Origin of the sequence: Methanobrevibacter sp., from assembly GCF_045644645.1 — an archaeon.
In the GTDB taxonomy this organism is placed as follows: Archaea; Methanobacteriota; Methanobacteria; order Methanobacteriales; family Methanobacteriaceae; genus Methanocatella.
In genome coordinates this window covers 1-20,339 of the sequence record NZ_JAZRHE010000064.1, presented here as the reverse complement: position 1 = coordinate 20,339, position 20,339 = coordinate 1, and the positions used below count along the sequence as shown (strand labels likewise).

Annotated in this window: 26 protein-coding genes; 11 read left to right on the top strand and 15 right to left on the bottom strand. The window is 34.7% G+C overall.

The window, feature by feature from the left end:
* The 6 genes from ACKI4K_RS03830 to ACKI4K_RS03805 form a co-directional block, all read right to left on the bottom strand.
* Positions 1-353 (bottom strand): ArsR/SmtB family transcription factor (locus ACKI4K_RS03830; RefSeq protein ID WP_407422457.1); only part of this gene is annotated, 353 nt, incomplete at its 3' end.
* A 144-nt stretch (positions 354-497) separates the two neighbouring features.
* Positions 498-947: a hypothetical protein gene (locus ACKI4K_RS03825; protein ID WP_407422455.1), complete on the bottom strand. Its 450-nt coding sequence runs from the start codon at positions 945-947 to the stop codon at positions 498-500.
* A gap of 20 nt (positions 948-967) precedes the next feature.
* A complete protein-coding gene (locus ACKI4K_RS03820) occupies positions 968-1,432 on the bottom strand; it encodes a DUF2124 family protein (RefSeq protein WP_407422453.1) in 465 nt (154 codons plus the stop codon).
* Between the two features lie 11 nt (positions 1,433-1,443).
* A complete protein-coding gene (locus tag ACKI4K_RS03815; protein ID WP_407422451.1) occupies positions 1,444-1,893 on the bottom strand; it encodes a hypothetical protein in 450 nt (149 codons plus the stop codon).
* A 9-nt stretch (positions 1,894-1,902) separates the two neighbouring features.
* On the bottom strand, positions 1,903-2,388 hold the full coding sequence (locus tag ACKI4K_RS03810) for a methyltransferase family protein (RefSeq protein ID WP_407422449.1): 486 nt from the start codon (positions 2,386-2,388) through the stop codon (positions 1,903-1,905).
* An 83-nt stretch (positions 2,389-2,471) separates the two neighbouring features.
* Positions 2,472-2,894 (bottom strand): C-GCAxxG-C-C family protein, encoded by a 423-nt coding sequence (locus ACKI4K_RS03805; protein ID WP_407422447.1) that lies wholly within the window; start codon positions 2,892-2,894, stop codon positions 2,472-2,474.
* 111 nt (positions 2,895-3,005) lie between these two features.
* On the opposite strand from ACKI4K_RS03805, the gene ACKI4K_RS03800 reads away from it, so the two are divergent.
* On the top strand, positions 3,006-3,680 hold the full coding sequence (locus ACKI4K_RS03800; RefSeq protein ID WP_407422445.1) for a methyltransferase: 675 nt from the start codon (positions 3,006-3,008) through the stop codon (positions 3,678-3,680).
* Between the two features lie 27 nt (positions 3,681-3,707).
* Here the strand turns inward: ACKI4K_RS03800 and ACKI4K_RS03795 are convergent, their stop codons facing one another.
* Both ACKI4K_RS03795 and ACKI4K_RS03790 read right to left on the bottom strand, forming a co-directional pair.
* Positions 3,708-6,032, bottom strand: a complete 2,325-nt coding sequence (locus tag ACKI4K_RS03795) for an ABC transporter permease (protein WP_407422443.1) — start codon at positions 6,030-6,032, stop codon at positions 3,708-3,710.
* A complete protein-coding gene (locus ACKI4K_RS03790; protein WP_407422441.1) occupies positions 5,968-6,672 on the bottom strand; it encodes an ABC transporter ATP-binding protein in 705 nt (234 codons plus the stop codon). Before ACKI4K_RS03790 ends, ACKI4K_RS03795 begins: the two co-directional genes overlap by 65 nt.
* 145 nt (positions 6,673-6,817) lie before the next feature.
* On the opposite strand from ACKI4K_RS03790, the gene hisA reads away from it, so the two are divergent.
* Genes hisA through pyrI form a run of 5 tightly spaced genes read left to right on the top strand, consistent with a single transcriptional unit; the run spans position 6,818 to position 10,059 of the window.
* On the top strand, positions 6,818-7,555 hold the full coding sequence (hisA, locus tag ACKI4K_RS03785) for a 1-(5-phosphoribosyl)-5-[(5-phosphoribosylamino)methylideneamino]imidazole-4-carboxamide isomerase (protein WP_407422439.1): 738 nt from the start codon (positions 6,818-6,820) through the stop codon (positions 7,553-7,555).
* A gap of 4 nt (positions 7,556-7,559) precedes the next feature.
* Positions 7,560-8,024, top strand: coding sequence for an adenylyltransferase/cytidyltransferase family protein (locus tag ACKI4K_RS03780; protein ID WP_407422437.1), 465 nt, complete (start codon positions 7,560-7,562; stop codon positions 8,022-8,024).
* Positions 8,025-8,037: 13 nt separating this feature from the next.
* Entirely contained in the window at positions 8,038-9,060 is a 1,023-nt protein-coding gene (gene argC / locus ACKI4K_RS03775) for an N-acetyl-gamma-glutamyl-phosphate reductase (protein WP_407422435.1), read from the top strand.
* An 18-nt stretch (positions 9,061-9,078) separates the two neighbouring features.
* Entirely contained in the window at positions 9,079-9,573 is a 495-nt protein-coding gene (locus ACKI4K_RS03770) for a flavodoxin family protein (protein ID WP_407422433.1), read from the top strand.
* Positions 9,574-9,579: 6 nt separating this feature from the next.
* Complete coding sequence (gene pyrI, locus ACKI4K_RS03765) at positions 9,580-10,059, top strand: aspartate carbamoyltransferase regulatory subunit (protein WP_407422431.1); 480 nt, start codon at positions 9,580-9,582, stop codon at positions 10,057-10,059.
* A gap of 4 nt (positions 10,060-10,063) precedes the next feature.
* Here pyrI and ACKI4K_RS03760 read toward each other — a convergent pair whose 3' ends face one another.
* Complete coding sequence (locus ACKI4K_RS03760; RefSeq protein WP_407422429.1) at positions 10,064-11,275, bottom strand: GMC family oxidoreductase N-terminal domain-containing protein; 1,212 nt, start codon at positions 11,273-11,275, stop codon at positions 10,064-10,066.
* Between the two features lie 112 nt (positions 11,276-11,387).
* Between ACKI4K_RS03760 and ACKI4K_RS03755 the strand changes: the two genes are divergently transcribed.
* The 4 genes from ACKI4K_RS03755 to ACKI4K_RS03740 all read left to right on the top strand — a co-directional run bounded on the left by ACKI4K_RS03755 (position 11,388) and on the right by ACKI4K_RS03740 (position 14,553).
* Positions 11,388-12,758, top strand: coding sequence for a TldD/PmbA family protein (locus ACKI4K_RS03755; protein ID WP_407422427.1), 1,371 nt, complete (start codon positions 11,388-11,390; stop codon positions 12,756-12,758).
* Positions 12,758-13,315, top strand: a complete 558-nt coding sequence (locus tag ACKI4K_RS03750) for a TIGR00296 family protein (protein ID WP_407422425.1) — start codon at positions 12,758-12,760, stop codon at positions 13,313-13,315. The genes ACKI4K_RS03755 and ACKI4K_RS03750 overlap by 1 nt, the downstream gene beginning before the upstream one ends.
* A 7-nt stretch (positions 13,316-13,322) precedes the next feature.
* Entirely contained in the window at positions 13,323-13,859 is a 537-nt protein-coding gene (locus ACKI4K_RS03745) for a hypothetical protein (protein WP_407422423.1), read from the top strand.
* Positions 13,860-13,938: 79 nt separating this feature from the next.
* Positions 13,939-14,553, top strand: coding sequence for a hypothetical protein (locus tag ACKI4K_RS03740; protein ID WP_407422421.1), 615 nt, complete (start codon positions 13,939-13,941; stop codon positions 14,551-14,553).
* Here ACKI4K_RS03740 and ACKI4K_RS03735 read toward each other — a convergent pair.
* Entirely contained in the window at positions 14,533-15,804 is a 1,272-nt protein-coding gene (locus ACKI4K_RS03735; RefSeq protein WP_407422419.1) for a BspA family leucine-rich repeat surface protein, read from the bottom strand. The two genes, ACKI4K_RS03740 and ACKI4K_RS03735, sit on opposite strands and share 21 nt — an antisense overlap.
* Before the next feature lie 91 nt (positions 15,805-15,895).
* Entirely contained in the window at positions 15,896-16,858 is a 963-nt protein-coding gene (locus tag ACKI4K_RS03730) for a pectate lyase-like adhesive domain-containing protein (RefSeq protein WP_407422417.1), read from the bottom strand.
* 74 nt (positions 16,859-16,932) lie between these two features.
* Here ACKI4K_RS03730 and ACKI4K_RS03725 point away from each other — a divergent pair, with 74 nt between their 5' ends.
* On the top strand, positions 16,933-17,190 hold the full coding sequence (locus ACKI4K_RS03725; RefSeq protein WP_407422415.1) for a hypothetical protein: 258 nt from the start codon (positions 16,933-16,935) through the stop codon (positions 17,188-17,190).
* Positions 17,191-17,291: 101 nt separating this feature from the next.
* Here the strand turns inward: ACKI4K_RS03725 and ACKI4K_RS03720 are convergent, their stop codons facing one another.
* The 4 genes from ACKI4K_RS03720 to ACKI4K_RS03705 all read right to left on the bottom strand — a co-directional run bounded on the left by ACKI4K_RS03720 (position 17,292) and on the right by ACKI4K_RS03705 (position 20,096).
* On the bottom strand, positions 17,292-18,710 hold the full coding sequence (locus tag ACKI4K_RS03720; RefSeq protein ID WP_407422413.1) for a phage terminase large subunit: 1,419 nt from the start codon (positions 18,708-18,710) through the stop codon (positions 17,292-17,294).
* On the bottom strand, positions 18,694-19,503 hold the full coding sequence (locus ACKI4K_RS03715) for a hypothetical protein (RefSeq protein ID WP_407422411.1): 810 nt from the start codon (positions 19,501-19,503) through the stop codon (positions 18,694-18,696). The genes ACKI4K_RS03720 and ACKI4K_RS03715 overlap by 17 nt, the downstream gene beginning before the upstream one ends.
* A gap of 10 nt (positions 19,504-19,513) precedes the next feature.
* The gene (locus tag ACKI4K_RS03710; RefSeq protein WP_407422409.1) at positions 19,514-19,762 is read right to left on the bottom strand and encodes a hypothetical protein; all 249 of its coding nucleotides are present in this window, start codon (positions 19,760-19,762) and stop codon (positions 19,514-19,516) included.
* Positions 19,763-19,898: 136 nt separating this feature from the next.
* A complete protein-coding gene (locus ACKI4K_RS03705) occupies positions 19,899-20,096 on the bottom strand; it encodes a hypothetical protein (RefSeq protein ID WP_100815195.1) in 198 nt (65 codons plus the stop codon).
* Positions 20,097-20,339 lie beyond the last annotated feature (243 nt).

Here is a 20,339-nt window from a genome sequence, read left to right as displayed (position 1 = left end):
CCTACTTTATAAATCATTTCAATATGAACGTCGGATAGAGAATATCTAGCCATTTTACCTTCTTTTTGATATTTGACAATATTGTTCGCACTCAATATTCTCAATTGATTTGATACAGTAGTTTGGTTTAAATCAAGAGCTTCGCAAATATCACAAACACACAAATCATCTACACTAAGTAGAGAAATAATTTTTAATCTTGTCGGATTCCCAAATATTTTAAAGAATTCTGATAAGTCAAAATATTCATCCTCTGAAAGCATACGCTCTTTTACACGATTAACTGCCTCTTCATGAGAGTTGAATACTTCACACATATCATCATTTGTTCCATCAAGATTATTCTCTTTCATTTCCATCACATATATTATATAAAATAATATATATTACATTTATGTATTTAAATGTTTTCATATCATGATATTATGATATGTTATTTGGAAAAAATACAGTATTACAAAAAAGAAAAAAATTAAAAAAAAGTAATAAAAAAGGAATTATCCACCTTGCAGATTATGAATTTCCTCACCCAAATACTTAACATCCTTTACTAATAGGACATCCCTCGGATACTTAACGTCCCCAATACTGTGATTTTCCAATACCTCGCATTCTATAAATTCCTCAATGTACGCATCAGTTATATATTCGGACCGAAGCCCGCCTGCATCCATAGGACTCATCACAACGAATGTGCCATTTCCTACAAAAACTTTTTTATTACCCAGAGATTCCATCCATTCTACTGTTTCATTGTCATATCCCCTGTAATATGAGCCTGTTCTGATGTCCTTAATGATTGCGGATAACTCATGCGGACCCTCGGAAGACACTGTTAATTCTGTTTTATTTCCAGAATTATCCGTATCGGTAATTGAATAAACAAAAACTAACGATAAAATTGCAACAAATAAGATTATCACTGCAACAATACCTTTATTTTTCATTTTGAAAACCTCATCGAATATTATTTTTTAACAACGCCATTTAAAGTCCCATCTATAATGCAGTCAAAATCAACCTTATCGAGCCAATCTGCCTTTGTAAACATGTCCATGAAACATAGCCCTATAATTTTACCATTTTCTTTTAGAATTTCATCTATCAAATCATTCAATTCGTTGGTATCTACATCATATTTAGGCATGGACAATCCGCCCAATACCACCGCCACGTCAGAGTCATGGGGATCGGAAATCTCCTCTCTCAAAACCATAGCATAAGGTCTATGTTCGAACTGGTGACATTCGTCAATATTCAATAATGGCATGAAATGATTTTCCTTATCCCTTACGGAATATGCTGCAAACTCAGCAAACGGAGTGCAAACTCCCGGAGACCCCATGAAAGTAATCTTTTTGGCATCCCCCACCTCTTTTTTAAAAGTTACCAACTGTCCGTTTAATCCTTTCCATTCATAAACATCTTCCATATCAATCACCTTTAGACATCATAGTAATATGCCTCTTCACCAATATATTTGACATTTTTAACTAATACAATTTCTCTAGGATTCTCAACGTTTCCCAATGAATGCTTTTCCAACACATCAGCCGAGAATATCTCCCAGTAATCCACATCGGTAGCATAGATTGACGGAATTTTATTTGAATCAGATTTATCCATTATCACATATCCCTCTGATGAAACCCATGCATATTTATCCCCTAAAGACTCCATCCAGTTTACCGTTTCATTATCATAACCCCTGTACCACTCTTCTGTTTTGACATCATTAATCAGCACAGAAAGCGGGATAGGTCCCCCGGAAGATACATTAAATGTTGTGTTATTAGTAACATCATTGACATTAGGACTACTGGAAAAACCCAAAACTATGCCTAAAATAGCTACAAGCAAGACAATTACTGCAAGAATGATTATATCCCTCATTTTAACCACCTATAATTTCGGTAAAAACCTGTTAGTGTTTTTTGTATAATTCACATATTCCGATTCGAAATCTCTTTTTAAACGCTGCTCCTCTTTTTTAACCTGAATATTCATTATTATAACTTCAATTATGAAAATAATAAACGCTCCTAAAGATAAAAGTGCTATTAAAACACCAGCATGGAAAATAAATACCCCCAAAAGCATTGGATTTCTGCAGATTCCATAAGGCCCGTCAGTCATCAGTGAACTGGTTCTCGGTGCAACTTCATGATTGAATGCATCAAATGGGTTTCCCTCACCCACCCTTTTCATATAAACGATTGACCAAATGCTTAATCCGATTCCGGATACTGTCATTAAAATAAATAAAATCCACTGGACGGGATTGATTTGCACTAAATTGGGACTTCCTGAAGCCAAATACATCACAAATGGAATTGCAATTATGAAAATAACCAAACCAAGTATATAACCGATGATATCCCTAATCATGCTATCACATTCCGTGAATCTAATACTAAGAATTTATATAAAAATTAATGCGATTATACTAATTACACCGATGTTACCTGTAATTATTCATTAGTAAACAATATTTCTTTTGTAATTTTTGCGGCAGATTCAACCATTTTCGGACATAAATCCCTAAACAAATTATTATCCTTTGCATATTCTACTCCTTTTTGTGTACTGATATCGCAACCAAGTAACTCACGACAGATATATGAACCATTATCTTTTTTAAATTCATCTAAAAATTCATCACAAACTTCATCGCTTTTTGCTTTACTCTCACCATATTTCAATCCCAACACCATAAGTGCACCAGTACATGCGCCACAAACTTCACCTTTTCGCATCCCACTTCCAAAGCAAGCCCCAATTTTAAGTGCCTGTTCTTTTGAAAGCTCAAAATCTGGTGAAAATGCTGCAAATACAGCTTGTGAACACCTATACCCTCCTTCAAATAATTTAACAGCATCCTCAATATAATTCATATTTAATTATTTTACCAATATTGTTAATTAATTTATCTTAATTTAGATAATATTGACAATATTAATTGCTTATAAATAAAAGATATAATATAATAAAAAAACTTTAGTGATATGATGGATGCGAAATTATTTTCTCAAGCTTTGATGAAATTCCTTTTTGGCCTAATAATAATCTGCTTGCTGTTATTCATACCCGCAGGAACCTTAAATTATTTCAACGCTTGGCTATTCATAGCTTTACTATTCATTCCAATGCTTGTTGCAGGAATCATCATGTTAATCAAATCACCGGAACTCTTGAAAAGAAGACTGAATGCTAAAGAAGAGGAAAATGACCAAAAAATTGTAATCATAATTAGTGGAATAATATTTTTATTAGCATTTGTTATAGCTGGTTTGAATTTTAGATTCAAATGGTTCAATCTTCCACAAATAGCGATTACAATAGCTTCAATAATCTTTTTGGTAAGCTATATCATGTACGGCGAAGTTTTAAGGGAAAATATGTATCTTTCACGTACTGTTGAAGTAAGCAAAAATCAGAAAGTGGTGGACAGCGGATTATATGGGATTGTCAGACATCCCATGTATACATCGACAATATTCTTATTTTTATCTATGCCATTAATACTGGATTCAATTTTTTCATTTATTGTCATGCTGATTTATCCGATAATCATCATATTTAGGATAAGAAATGAAGAAAAAGTATTGGAAAATGAATTAAAAGGTTATAATGAGTATAAAGAAAAAGTAAAATATAAAATTTTACCGTTAATTTGGTAAATAACCTTATAGTGCTTAAAACAAGCACTATTCAACATCTTTCAATGCTTCAACCATATTCAAATTATTGATTTTATCTGAAAACATTAGATTAACACCAATTGATATTGCAAATGTTATTACAGCAGTCAATAAGATATTTCCCCAGGTAAGTGACGGAATATAATAAAGAGAGTCCCCTGCGGCATTCATCATCAATGTCATGAAATAAAATCCTAGAGGAATTCCCAAAATAAATCCGATTGATGTGAAAATGATATTTTGGGTTAACAATAGCTTCCTTAAAACATTTGTCTTAAAACCTAAAACCTTTAAAGTTGCAATTTCCCTTTCCATTTCTGTAAATGACAAAATACCGAGATTATATAGAACCAAAATTTCTAAAGCCACTGCAACAACAGTCACTACATAAACCATCATCATTACGGCTTTTGTTACATCATCCCAACTTTCCTTCAGTTTATCAATCCTTGTGGTGGATTTGATTGAATCGTATTTTTCACCGAATTTTTCCTTAGTTAAAATATTTGTTGGTGTGAAGTTCAGTCCCTGATCTTCTAAAGTATTCGGAGACATTATCAATCCTTGTGAAACCGGTTCTGCATGAATCTGGCCAATTTTTGAGCTTACCCATTCATCACTTCCCACAATGTGCCATCTGATTTCATCACCGATCTTTAAATTAAACTTTTCGGCAAGTTTAACGGATATTGAAACATCCCCCTCTTCAATATCCAAAGGATTCCTATCGCTGTCCGTGTAGGATATCAAATCAGTGTTGTTCGATACCAGCAATACAACCGTGTCCTCAATGTCGTTTGCCTTCATCTCAATAGATTGCTGCATAATAAAACTGCCATTGGTATTATTTAAAATATAATACAGTTCCATTGGATTTGCATTGCTTGAAAGAAGCAGCTTTGATTCATAATGACTAATATCATCATATTCCCATGTTTTCAGCTCACCCATGCAGTCATTCATGCCGAATGCAGCAATCAACAATCCTACGCAGCCCATCACCCCCACTATTGTCATGAATGCTCGGAATTTATTTCTTCTTGCATCCCTCCAATTCCAACGCATGTTAAAGCTTAAGCGATTCCAAAATCGTGATTTTTCAATAATGCTGTTTGAAGACACATTAGGAGGTTTTGGACGCAACGTGTTTGCGGGATTTTCTTTTGAAATCATTCTGCATGACAGGTATGTGACAAAAACAGACAAAACAACCATCAATGTCGCAATATAAATAAAGCTCATGTCAAAGCCAGGATACCAGGAAGGCATGCTGTAAGTTGCAGACATTGTAGGGTAGAACATCCTAGGGATTATCACAGGTCCGGTAACCAAACCCAAAACGGCCCCTGCCAAAACAGGGAAAAATCCATAGGAAATGTAATGCAGAATGATTGTTTTATCATTATAGCCAACAGCCTTTAGAATTCCAATCTGGGTTCTTTGAAGGGTCACTATTCTTGTCATTGTTGTGAGAAGTGTCAGAAAAGAAACCACTATGAACACAATCGGAAAAACATCCCCCATCATTCTGTGCTGTGCCATTTCATCTGAGAATTTGGCGACACTTATCTGGTCTTCCTTTTTGGTAAATGACAAGTAATCTATAGAATCATCCAGCTTATCATTAAAATCACTGTCCGATCCATCATATTTGACAAGCAATGTATTATAGTCCAAATCATCAGGATATGCCTTATACGACAGGTAGGCAAAGCCCATTTGTGAAAAATCTGGAGTCAATGAATTGGCCGAGGATTCATAAATGTATTCCGGAGAATATCCTATCCCCCTGATTTCCTTTGTGACATTGTTGCCATCAAACTCAAAAGTGATCCTATCCCCAATATTCAGATTCCTCTCATCTGCAAAACGCTTATCCAACCAAACTCCGGAGTCATCTGATGGGTCGAAGTCTTCGCCTTCAGTCGAATAGAATTTGGATATCGTTCCCTTTTCAGCGAAATGCAGCTTGATATCCGGATTATTGTCCAGGTCCGCCACCGATTGAACTACAAATTGCCTATCAGATTCCGTCGTGAATTCACTTATCTTATCGACTGAAGCATCATCAAAACTAGTGTTGTAAATCCATCCATCGGCCATATTGGTTTGAGAGTAATATGCATCCGAAGTTTGGACAAGCCCATAATACTCCCCATATATTCCGCAGTAAGCAAAAATGCCTAAAAATGCCATGAGGAATATTGCAATGAACTGCATTTTATTGACTTTTATATCCCTCAGCATTTTTTTAAAAAGCATATGCTCACCATTCCAAATCAGTAACCTTTCGCGGATTTTCATTAATGGCAATGCTTTCAATTTGGCCATTCTTAATTCTGATTACCTTATCTGCGGCTTCCGCCAAAATTGCATTGTGAGTTACAATAACAACAGTAGTGCCCTTGTAATTGCTCAAATCCTGAAGTAGCTTTAATATTAAAACGCCCGTTGTTGAGTCTAATGCACCTGTCGGTTCATCGCATAAAAGCATTGCAGGCTGTTTGGCCACTGCCCTTGCAATGGATACCCTTTGCTGTTCTCCACCGGACAGCTGTGCCGGAAATTGATTAGCATGTTCTTTAAGCCCAACCACATCCAGCACATCCAAACCATTAACATCAACATCCACAATGTCCTTCATCAGCTCAACATTTTCAAGAGCTGTCAGGTTTGGAATCAAGTTATAAAACTGGAAAATGAATCCCACATTTTTAGCCCTGTAGTCTGTAAGTTGATTATCGTCAAATCTTTCCACATGATTTCCCTTTACAATTATCTCACCGGAGGTAACCGCATCAAGACCGCCCAAGAGATTTAGAAGTGTTGATTTTCCCGCCCCGGACGGTCCTAAAATTACAACGAATTCTCCATCATCAATTGTGAAATTGACATTGTCCATAGCTTTTAGAATGTGATCTCCTGATTTATAGATCTTATCGACATTTTTAAATTCGATTATAGTACTCATCAATATTCCTCTTATGTGTATTTATTTGTAATTTATATTAAATAAACTATACAAAATAGAAACATCTACTTTCAATAATCAATACATATAAAACATTTCAAAACATATACTTATATTATAATAAAATAGTACAGGAAAAATGTAAATGTCATTTAAAAAAGATGAAATGTTAATAATGCCTGCAGTTGACATTAAAAATGGAAAATGTGTACAGCTTGTTCAGGGCGAACCTGGAAGTGAAATGGTAGAAATAGAAAATCCTGAACTTGTTGCAAAACATTGGGAGGATTTGGGGGCTAAAAATATCCATATAATTGACCTTGATGGAACAATAAAGGGAGTTGCAAGCTTTGAGATTATTAAAAAAATCCTGAAGGAAATTAGCGTTCCAATTCAGCTCGGAGGGGGAATACGAAGTGTTGAATATGCCCGCGAATTATTGAATCTGGACATTGAAAGGCTGATTATAGGAACCATGGGGATCCAGCACCCCGAAACCATTGCACAGCTTTCAGACGAATACGGCTCAGACAGAATCATGATTTCACTTGACAGCAAAGACAACAAAGTAGTCATTAAAGGCTGGCAGGAAAAGATTGATAAAAGCCCAACAGAACTTTCGACCGAGTTTAAAGAGCATGGCGCAGGCAGCATCCTATTTACGAATGTTGATGTTGAAGGCCTTTTAGGTGGCTTTTACACTGAACCTGTTGAAGAGCTAAAGAAATCCGTGGATATTCCTATAGTTTATTCAGGCGGAATAACTACAATAGAAGACATTAAAAAATTGAATGAAAGCGGTGTGGAAGGAATAGTGATAGGTTCTGCACTTTATAAAGATAAAATTGATTTAACTGAAGCTTTAAAATACCAAAAGAGGTAATTAAATGAAGAAAGTAATGGCAACAGGAACATTCGACATACTCCACCCTGGACATGGCGTTTATCTTGAGGAATCAAAAAAACTTGGTGGGGAAAATGCTAAACTTTATGTTGTTGTGGCACGCGACTCAACAGTTGAAAGGCGAAAGCGAGTTCCAATTGTTGGGGAAGACCAGCGTTTAGAATTGATCAAGATGTTAAAACCCGTAGATGAGGCATATCTTGGTGATGCGAACGGCGATGTATTCAAGATTGTTCATGAAATTGACCCTGACATCATTACCGTCGGCGCTGACCAGAACCATGACATCAAAAAATTACAGGCTGCTATTGATAAGAGAGGACTGAAAGCAAAGGCGATACGTGTTGAAAAATATCGGGATTGCGAACTTGACAGCAGCTGCAAAATCATTAGAAAAATTCAGAATACCAACTTTGAAGGTAAAATATTAGACAACTGTGAAGACTAAGGAGATTATTAAAATGTTTAAAGTAGCAATAATTGGAGCAAGTGGATATACTGGAGGGGAACTTCTAAGAATGCTTTTGAACCATCCTGAAGTGGAAATAACAGACATCACTTCAAGACAATATGATGGTACTCCTGCACATAAAATCCACCCGCATATAAGAGATTCCGGACTTGTTTTTAAAAATAAAAGTCCATCCGAATTGGATGCTGACGTTGTATTTACCGCAACCCCCCATGGGGCATCAATGAAAATTGTTCCGGAAATCCTAAAAACCGGTGCAAAAGTAGTTGACTTAAGTGGAGACTACAGATACAGAGACACAGCAGTTTATGAAAAATGGTATGGAATGGAACACACTGACAGCGAAAATAAGGGTGCATTCGGACTTCCCGAATTATACCGGGATGAAATCAAAAAGGCGGATCTTGTTGCAAATCCGGGATGCTTCCCAACCGGAGCAATATTATCCTCATATCCTTTAGTTAAAAACGATGTAGTGGAAAGAATCATCATTGATTCTAAAACTGGAGTTAGTGGAGCCGGTGTAAATCCATCTGCAACCACACATTACCCTAATATTGCAGACAATGTAAATCCATATAAAATAACTGCACACAGACACACATCTGAAATTCAACAAGAATTGCATGGTTTTGAAGGCGTTAAAGTATCATTTACCCCTCATTTGGTGCCGGTCAATAGGGGCATTCAGACAACAAGCCATAGCTTTTTAAATGATGAAAATAAAGATATTACAACCGAAGAATTAAGAAAACTATATGAAAAAGAATACTCAGGAGAGTACTTTATCAAACTTATGGATGACGGAGAAGTACCGCACTTAAGCTCAGTTAGAGGATCTAACTTTGTTCATATTGGCGGATTTGAAATAGATGATACCGGAAGAATCGTAATGTTATCCGCTATTGACAATCTTGTTAAAGGTGCATCTGGTCAAGCTATCCAAAACATGAACATCTTACTTGGCATTGATGAGAGAACTGGCTTAACACACTTTGGTCTTCATCCTTAAATACTAGGAGATTATAAAATGGCCACATTAATTATGTATTATTCACAAGGCGGAACAACGGATCTAATTGCAAAAACATTATCCAAACATTTAAATGCAGATTTGGTTAGAATACATGACTTAAAAAATCGTGAAGGATTTAAAAATAAGATAATGGCTTCAATTAATGCATTCAGAGAAACCAAAACTGACATTATGCCTGCAAAAGTTGATTTGACAAACTATGATACAATCTACATCGGAAGTCCGACTTGGGCGGGAAATCCAACACCTGCAATTTTAACCATAATTGACAGATGCAACTTTACAGGAAAAGATGTCGTATTATTTGCTACAATGGACAACAATAATGGCGATTCCAACATTGAAAGACTTGAAGAAAAAGTTAAAATGCGTGGAGCAAGAGTCATTGACAGTTTTACAATCGCAACAAAAGGCAAAAGCCCTGAAAAATTAGTTAAGGATACAGAGGCAATCATTAAAATGAAAGTTTTAAAAATGTATACAAGGTAGATTAAATTGACAAAAAACGAAAAAACAGAATTGAAAATTAAGGCCATTGAAAATGGTACTGTAATCGACCACATTACCGCCAATAAAGCTTTGCATATTCTTAAAATTCTGGAGCTTCCAGATGATGAAACACAAAATATCACAGTAGCAATGAACGTTTCATCATCCGAAATCGGTAGAAAGGATATTGTGAAAATTGAAAACAGAGAATTGGATCACAGAGAACTTAATCAAATTGCTTTAATTGCTCCAAAAGCTACAATAAATATTATCCGGAATTTTGAACGTGTTAAAAAAGACAAAATCATACTTCCGGATAAAATCACATCCATTCTTAAGTGCACTAATTCAAAATGCATTACAAATTATGAAAATGAGCCAATCACTCCAATTTTCAATGTAATCAACAAATATCCGCCAGTTGTTAGATGCCACTACTGTGAAAAATTAATAAAAACTGAAGATATCGACAAGCAATTCGAATAATCTTCTATTTATTTTCTATCAAATAATCTGCCAATCTTTTAGATAGCGCAAGAATTGTCAATATTGGAGGTTTTCCTGGAGATATTGGCAATACACTTGCATCACTAACAAATAAACCCTTTATTTCTGTTTCCTGATTTGAATCGACGATTTTACCTATCGGAGCGGTTCCTCCAGGATGTGCTCCCCTATAAACTGTCGAACCTATGGTGGATGGGTCAACTCCTGCCTTTTCAAGTATGAAACCCGCGGTGGCCACTCCTTCTGCAAGATATCTGATATCATTGATAGTATTTATTTTGACAACATCCCCATTTTCATCAACATAGCCCCTGCATTCATCAGAGGTTTTGACCATGATGCTTAAAATATCCTTATCCGTTACATCGCCACCAGAGATGTTTGCACGGATGAATGATGAGAAATGCGGAGACAGGACAAAGTTTTTACCAATCACCAAACCTGCCATTTGGACTTCAGTGTTAAAATTAATGTCTTTCAGGCATCCTCCAACGGAAACAAATGGATCAAAGAATATTTCCTCCCCGACGCCATCTATTCCGGAGTTTCTTAAAATTAATGTAGTTCCAATAGCTCCAGCAGATAAAACAACGGTATTCGAATAGATTGATTCCACTTTATTGTCTTTCATGTAGACTACGCCATGAGCATTGCCGCCTTCACTGATTACCTCAACCACTTCGGCATCACATATCAATGTTGCACCGTTTTCAACTGCCGCATCAACAAAGTCCTTGCCTGACCATTTTGCATTGACGGGACATCCGAATGCACATTTTCCACATTGGATGCAATCCTCTTCACGAATGGCTTTAGGCATCTTAAGAGTTTGCAAGCCCAATTCATTTCCTGCATCCAAAAAGGCCTGAGTTCCCTTGCCAATATGTGAGTCATCCAATTGGTGAACTCCAACCAACTTCTCCACATATTCATAAGCATCACTTAAATCTATTCCGAACTCATGCAACTCCTCATCCAACGCCCGCACCATGTTTCCCATTGCTACGATTGACGCACCACCAATACAAGTAGTTGTCAGCAAGTCAACATCATCCGAGTATTTATCATAATAGTTAAATGCATCTTTGGAGTCTATATAAGGCCCTTTTTCTATAATAATAACTGGAATATTGTTTTTTGTTAGTTCATAAGCCAATATTCCTCCACCTGCACCAGTACCTACAACAATAACCATCAAATCACCAATAAATTATGTCAATTGTTATATATGTCTTTTGCATATAAATAACTTTTATTATATATGTAAAGTAAAGATATATAATAGATTAATATTTATGAGGGATAATATGGAAGAATATATTGATTTATTCGAAAAAGTAATTGCAAAAACAATCCCCCAATTAGATTACATAGACGTAAGAGCAGGAATGAGTAATAACACATCTATATTAATGAAAGATGGTGATGTGGATGAAATTAACACAGGGATGAGCTTAGGAGCAAGAATAAGAGTGTTAAAAAATGGAGCATGGGGATTTGCATATACAACAGATTTATCTAAATTAAATGAAATCACAGATACTGCCATCCAATTATCAAATTCACTTACAGGCGATGTGGAGCTGAGTGAAAGTGAAGCGATAAGAGACAAAGTGAAAGTGGATGTAAAAATACCGTTTAAAGATATTTCAATCGAAGAGAAAAAGGAAATCATGAAGGATGCGAGTGATGCCGCATCAATTGAAAAGGTCAACAGTACAACCGTGAGCTATTCCGATGGTGAAATCAATGAAATATTCATGAATAGTGAAGGAAGCCAAATCCAGACAATTACAAGCAAGATAAGAATGGCCCTGAACGCATCTGCAACAGACGGCGAAATTATTCAGTTTGGTCATGGAAGCATAGGCGGAGTTAAAGGATTTGAAGTGATAGGCGAAACTGATATTGAACGCTTTGGAAGAAACATTGGCCAAAAGGCTGTAAGACTGCTTGAAGCCGAAGCCGCCCCTTCCGGAAAGTTCCCAGTAATAGCCGACCCAGAACTTACAGGGGTGCTGATTCATGAAGCTTTAGGCCATGCAGTTGAAGGGGACCTGATATTGCAAAACGATTCAATCCTAAAAGACAGAATGGGTGAGATGATAGCATCAGACATTGTAAACATCTTCGATGATGCGAGCAGAAAGGACGGGTTTGGATACTACCCATATGATGTTGAAGGAGTTAAAACCAAACCGAACCAATTGGTTAAAGATGGAAAATTAGTTTCACTTCTTAATTCAAGAGAAACCGCCGCCAAATTAGGAATGAAATCATCTGGAAATGCAAGGTCAATAATATCAGATCAGCCGATTGTAAGAATGAGCAACACATACCTGCAACCCGGTGACAATAGCTTTGAAGAATTGTTTGAAGACATTGAGGATGGAATTTATCTTAAAGGTTCAAGAGGCGGTCAAGTGGACACAGGCAAAGGAATATTCCAATTTAACGCTGCTGAAGGTTATTTGATTAAAGATGGTGAAATTTCAACACCCCTAAGGGATGTTTCACTATCAGGAAACATTTTAGAAACTTTGAAAAATATTGATGCCATTGGAAATGACTTTAAATTAAGCGTAGGATTCTGCGGAAAAGACGGGCAAACCGCACCGGTTGGAGACGGCGGACCCCACACCAGAATTCTAAATGCATTAGTGGGAGGCATGGGATAATGATAAGCGATAGAGCTGGAAATTATTTAGTGAACATAGCAAAAGAGGCAATTTTACATTTTTTAGAAACCGGTGAAAAATTAGAGATACCTGAAGACTACCCTATAGAACTTGATGAGAAACTGGGAGTTTTCGTTACTTTAAATAAAAACAATGACCTAAGAGGATGCATTGGATATGCGGAACCCGTAGAACCTGCAATAAATGCAACAATAGATGTTGCCATTGCAGCTGCATTCAACGACCCAAGATTTCCGCAGGTGACTAAGGATGAATTTGAGAAACTGGACTTTGAAGTCACAGTCCTGACAGAACCCGAATTAATTGCCGTGGCCCATCCAGACCAATACTTTGAAGAAATTGAAATCGGACGTGACGGGCTGATTATACAAAAAGGCTATTCAAGAGGATTATTGCTCCCTCAGGTAGCTACCGAATATGCACTCAACATAGAAAGCTTTTTGGAGCATACCTGTATGAAAGCCGGAATCAGTGCAGACAGCTGGATGGATGAAAGCTGTGATGTGTATAAATTCCAAGGACAAATTTTTAAATAGTGATAATATGAAAATTACTTGTCAAGTATGTGGATCCCTTAATAAAAAAGATAATGAGTTCTGCAATTCTTGTGGTGTTAAATTATCAATGGATAATGATGAAGAAGAAATAGCGCGTGAAGATAAATTAGAAATAGCTAAAGATAAAATAATTCTTCTAGATTTGAATTATACATTAATAGCTAATTCTAAAGAAATTTGGAATTATCCTCTTGATAAGAAAATTAAATCACAGAAATATGAAATGGATTTAATAGACTTAATTAAAGACAATTATGTTATTTTGATTACTGCGAGCCCTTATAAACGTTCTCATAAAATATTAAGAGATATTAAAGAAAAAACTGGTTTTGAAGTAGATGAATCTTATTGGAACTTTGGAGGCCAACCTCCACAAATCAAAAAGTATTGGATGGAAAATGAAATCATACCCCAACACGGAGATGATGTAGATAAATATCTAGCTATAGAATCCAATCCCGCAATTAGAAGAATGTATAAGAAATTAGGTATTGAAGCAAGGCCTAAAGGAGATTTTATTTAAAAATAAAAAAGAAGGAAAAAGAAAGAGGATTATAAAAGTTGATGAATGTAGATATTCTTCTTAAAATGGAGGTAAAAACATGAAGATAGTTAGTTGGAATTGTAATGGCAGTTTTAGAGAAACAATTAAATCTATTCTTGATAAAGATGCAAAAACTTATTTAGATGCAGACATTTATGTAATTTGTGAATGTGAAAATCCTAGAGAACCTCTTCCAAAATATAAAGAATATAAAAAAATAGTAGAAGAGTTAGTGGGAGACAATTATTTCTGGATTGGAGATTATCATTACAAAGGTCTTGGAATATTTGCAAAGGAAAATATCAAATTAGAAAAAATTGAAGGACTAGATGAAAGATTCAAAAACTTCATACCTTTAAGAGTTAATGATAGCTTTAACTTATTAGCCGTATGGGCAATGGCTGCAGATAAAGAAAAAGGATTAAATCCATATGTACAAATGATTCATGACTATTTTGATGCTAATGAAAAATTATTTGACGAAAATCTCATTATATGTGGAGACTTCAACAGCAATGCAGTCTTTAACCCCAAACATAAAGCTAAAGATAAAAATGGCAAAGCTAAAAACCATACAAACCTAGATATTAAATTAAATAATAAAGGATTATTTGGCAGAAACATCAATCAAAACATCATATTTCTCCAATCATCAATTGAAGATATTTTTTAATTTTTTAAGAATAATCTCTTTAGAAGAGGAACTGATATCCTCCCCAAGCAATCTTTTCAAATAATATTCATTTTCAATATTGGCCACCAAACTCTCTTCACAATCAAAACTTGAGCCATATAAAGCTTTTAAAAGAATTTCATAATTTCTTATCCCTTTTATCGCATGATTTATGATTTTTTCATTTTCAGAATTTAAAACCAAATCACATAAAAAATCATCATCCCCGATGTGTCTGATGGCTTCGACGGAAACTTCCTCATCCGAGTCATCACAAACTATTTCAGTTAAAACGCTTTCATCCCGGATTCTTTCACATGCAATGCAGCGTATGTAACTGCTTGGATGGTTACAAGCAATTTTTACCAGATAATCCTGATTGGATATATTTTCACATGCCCTTTTCATGACATGTATTGAATCATGCCTAAAAGCAAATGAATATAACAATTCATCATTTTTTATACAATCCAACGCATCCAATTTGGCTTTCAGGCCAACATCCCCATCCAATACCGCATTGAAATATGCGCCTTCAAAATATGGAACCTGCTCATCCATAAAATCAATGACTAAACCGCAATTTTTACAATAGTATTCCATCTGCTTAAAATCAAAGCACAGATTGTCGCTTCCGCAATCTGGACAATTTGCAGGAAAATAATTTAGAATTTCACCACAGTTATTGCAAACAATATGGCCATCTTCACATGTCATATCAAACTTGCCACAGTGAACACAGCCAACTACCTTCGATAAATCATAAAAAACTGTTGAAAATGAGTTTAATAGCTTTTCTTGCCAGTTGCTATAAAAAGTCATCCTATTTTCAACACTGCAATACTTGAACATGTTCTCAAATATGCAATCATCATTTATATCCCAGTCAAGAACTGGAGTCAAATCATTGAAACTTGAACACATTGCAAACATATAATCCATGTCCAGAACATTTTTAACGTCCCAGGATTTCAGTGAATTGAAATTTGACAGCTTCTCGCAGCCGTAAAACATTGAGTTCATATTTCTTACATTTCCAATGTCAATTGATTCGATGCCTGAAACGACTTCCAGATTTTTACATTCTCCAAATAAAAACTTCATATCCACTACATTTCTTGTATCCCAGCTATCCAAACCGGAAATGGTTGTTATATTGTCCAGTTTATAGAACATATAATCAAGAGAATCGACATCCACTTCAACATTTCGGGCAACGATTGCCGTCCTGAATATTTGCTTAACAAACATACATTTCAAACAAAATGAATTCCAAATCCATAATAGTAATGTCAATCAAAAATATCTGTTAACATTACAACTTAAATTGTATAATTCAAATTTAAAGTTTTTTTGTTTCATTATCTTTGAATTTAGATTTATTTATTGATATTGTGCCTTTATTACATATTGCACCATGATATTTTGTTTTATTTTTTGTGAATTCGGATTTTTCAAGAGTTAGTGATCCCCATCCATTATATATTGCACTTCCATATCTCATTGCCTTATTTCCAGTGAATACTGATTCAACTGTAATCAATTCACCATGAAAATTAATTATTGCTCCACCAGCCTTGATAGCAATGTTTTTATCTAATTTTGATTTAGCAATATTCAATTTGCCTTTATTGTTATTTATTGCACCACCATTCTTTGCCCTGTTGGCCATTAAGAAGGATTTGATTATTATTAACTCCCCATTATCATTGTATATTGCTCCACCGGTTTTTGCAATATTCTCAGTGAATGTGGAATCAAGTATAATCAATTCATTTCTATTGCATATCGCACCGCCTGATGTTGACCTGCTGCAATTTAGTTGATTATTGCTAAGTGTGGATTTTATTATGGTTAATTTACCCAGATTATGTATTGCACCACCATCACTTACACCTTTTACAGTATTAGACGTGAGTGTAGAACTCATTATGGTTAAATTTCCCCTGTTAAATACAGCTCCACCTGGGCTTGCTTCGTTTTTTGTAAGTATGGAATTTATTATAGTCAATTCACCATAAGCATCATTATGTATTGCTCCACCCTGATTACCATACCCATTTTTTAATGTTATGTTTTTAATTGTGATATTTCTACCGTAATTTTCAAATATTCGCGTCTTTCCGCATGCATCAATAGTATGGCCATTTCCATTAATAATCAAATCATCAATATCCAGTTTTATCCCATTGGGATAATCAGACTTCTCTTTACTGTTTAAAATTATATCATAGTCCAGATTGATCTCTTTAATCCCACTATAGATTAAATCATGGAGATATTTGAAACTTTTTGAAAAACTCATTTTTATCACTTAATAGTATAATAAATTATTTATCAATTATAGTATAAGCCTATATTGTTTTGACTTGGAAATGAATGTTTAGTTTATATCATACACTATCTGGTGAAGAAAATGGAAAAGAATCCAAATTCACATTTTACCAAGCTAAGCATCTAAACGTACCATTCCATCTTGATTATTTCTACGCTAATGAAGAAATAATTAAAAAAACAGAATTAATAAATTTTTGGCGAAAACCTAATGATGATATTCCCAATAAGTTTGAAATTTTAGATGTGGGAGATTGGATCAGTTTAAGTGACCATTTACCACTTGTTTTTGAAATCGATTAAATATTATTTTTTATTAAGAATAAAGTTCAGTATTAAATTTGAACTTTATCTATCTATTTTTCTTAACTTCTTTTGTTTTTCTAATATGTCAAACGAAACAGTCATGTAGAATACCATTTATCAACATCAACTCTTTTAGTTTGATTGTCAATAGCTATTTTTTCGTAACCTCCTGTGAATGCAACGACACAGTCATCATGAATAGCTTCATTTGGATATGCTGTAATTTTTTCTAAAAATTCCATGGCCCATTTTTTCGTAAACCCTGTTCTATCCCTCCCAACTAGGAAAATTCCATTCTTCTGAATATCGGCTGAAACTCTTCTTGCCCGATCAATTTTATTCTCTCTTGAGTTACCGACACCTGTAGTGAACCCTCTTCTGTTAAGCTCATCAATTATTAATAATCCAAAGTTTTTACCCGTGCTTCCGTCGAGTTCAATATACTGCACATCTGACTTGTCACGTGCAGCAGTATTCAGTATCTCATTTATCAAGTTCCTTGACTCAAGTTGAAATTCATATGAGTCCAAGATGTAAATATTTCCAGTTAGATCTTTAGCTAGTAGGACACCAGCTGTATAATCTGGATCATTATTTTTCAATTTGTCATCATTCAATACTTCAGTAGCAGCAAGATCCCAATATCTGATAATCTTAACTATTGGAATTTTCAGGTATTCATCATGAGAAATTATGTGGAAGTCTGATTCATCGAATAGCTGACCTTTAACTGAAGCATACCAGTTCCCGTTCATTAACTGCTCTCTTGTTACCCTATCCAATCCCATAAGGTATTCTTCATAGTCTTTTCTATCTAAATAGATATTATCCAAATAGCTGGAGCTGATGAACCTTATTTGTGATTTGTCCTGAATGTCTTCATCTATCTTTTCGATGAATCTTTCACGAACCCATTTGTTTCCACGTTTTCCTGGATTGCTTGAGCACATTAACTGTGTTGGAAGCTTGTTGTCTTTTGTTTTCCTTACTCTTGACCTCATATAAATATATTTGAATCTTTCCAGTTGTGTCAGCTCATCAATACCAATGAATTGATATTCAGAACCTTGATAAGTATCCAAATCGTTAATGTTACGCAAATATCCGAATGTTAATGAATTGCCGTTTGGAAATGTCCATGAATGTTCAGTTCCATCCCACTTTGGCCTAATGGCTGAATTATTTTGAATTTCCTTTCTGTTTAACCACTGGCTGGCTTTATGAATTAAAGCTCCTTTACGCTTCAGGTCAGATAAGGTACGTCTCAGAATTAATGCATGATATTCGTTGGTATCATCCTCAACATAGAACAATGCTCTCATTAACAGACTTGTTGATTTGCTTCCTCCAGCTGCGCCTCCAATCAAAACTTCCTTTTCTGTAGCCGATATCATCTCGGCCTGTTTTGGAAAAGGATTGAATGGAATATATGGATTCTCATATACACATTTCTGAAGAATAGCTTTGTCTTTAGCATCTAAATGGAATTTCCCGTTTTCATCATACATTATTATCATCAATCTGCTTTGCAAGGATTTCTATTTCATTCATGATGTCTTTTTGAGACATTTCAATTTTCTTATCTTCAAGTTCTAAAACTCTGTTTTGGAATAGTCTGTCCATTTCATCTTTGAATAATTTGTTTTTAGCGTCAAATGCTTTAACGGATAGTTCAAGGTATCTGATTTTTAATTCTGCCAGATCAAGCAAGTATCTTGCTAGGCTTTTTTCCCCTGCATGATATCTTATTTCCTGATCCAGTTTTGCAAAGTCAATTTCAATACCAACAGCATTTTTGGTAATCTTGTCAAGATTGTCAAGACCTGTTTTGATGTCTGTGACCTGCTGTTGAAGTATTGTATCAATAGCTAAGTCAATATTATCTGTATGAACTTCATTGCCTATTATCTGGCCTTGAGTGATTGCCCTATTTGTTAATGAATCTTTATCTCTTGCTCTTGGGTCTTTTTCTTTATCTGTTATGTGATATTTCTTTTTGAATCTTGAGAATGTGGATCGGCTTACTTCAATTTCATGTTCCTCTTCCAGCCATCGTCTGACATTTGCATCTGTTGCACCGGACGTCTTCATGACCATTATCTCATCCAGCAACGTTTCCAGAAAATCACTCTTTGTCAGATTTAATCCTGCCTTGAATTTTCTATAGGTAATATCTGCTACATCACGATCATATTTTGTTTTTAATAGTTCGATGACTTCATTGTTGCTCATACCCTTTTTGCAGCAGTTTATTATTTCCTGTTCGTGCTGTTCTAAAAAATATATGATGTCTGAATTTCCACGACCCATAGGTTCCCTCCTATAAATCTCTTAACTCTCTTTCAAGTTCCAGTTTCCTTGCTTCGATTAAACTGTATTCAGTTTGTTTCATGATTCTTTCAAAATCCGGATTGGTGTTTATTAGTACAATTGTCTCTTCAGCATTTCCCATAGCTATCAGTTTTGCTCCAAGTTCATATGCATCCTTGTGGGTGAAGGTTGAATCTTCGACTATCTTTTTGAGTGTAATATCCACTCTTGCGCTGATGTTGGTTTTTTCTAATAACATAATACATATATTTATTATGTTTTATATATAAAATTTTATTATAAAAAAAATATAAAAGTAATAATAAATATTACTTTCACTTATGAAAAATAGTTTCTTTTGAAGAGTTATATACGAGAGATTTATTTTTTTGAAGTTATTCTCCGTCATCCATTTCGTCAAGTTCCTTTTGCAAGTCATGGATTTGCATTTCTTTATAGAATCTTTCGAACTTGCCGACTTCAATAAGATAAGCTGAAACTTCAAGAGCATCTCTATAGGTATAATTGGACTCTTTGATAATTTGCTTTTTGTCTTCATCCATGTAGGATGAGGTATTATTTATATTGGCCATAGCTATTACAACCTGTATATAATAATTAATATAATATTTTATTATTTCAATTATATAAAATTATCATTAATTGCTTTTTACAATCACTCATATCAATTAGATATATTTCATTTTAACATCATGTTTCTAAACAAATATAAATAATAGCTACGTTATTTTAATTCAAAATATACCTCATTAACATGTTAGAAATAAGTAATAATTCAAATCAAATAATTTTAATTAAATCGATATATTATTTTT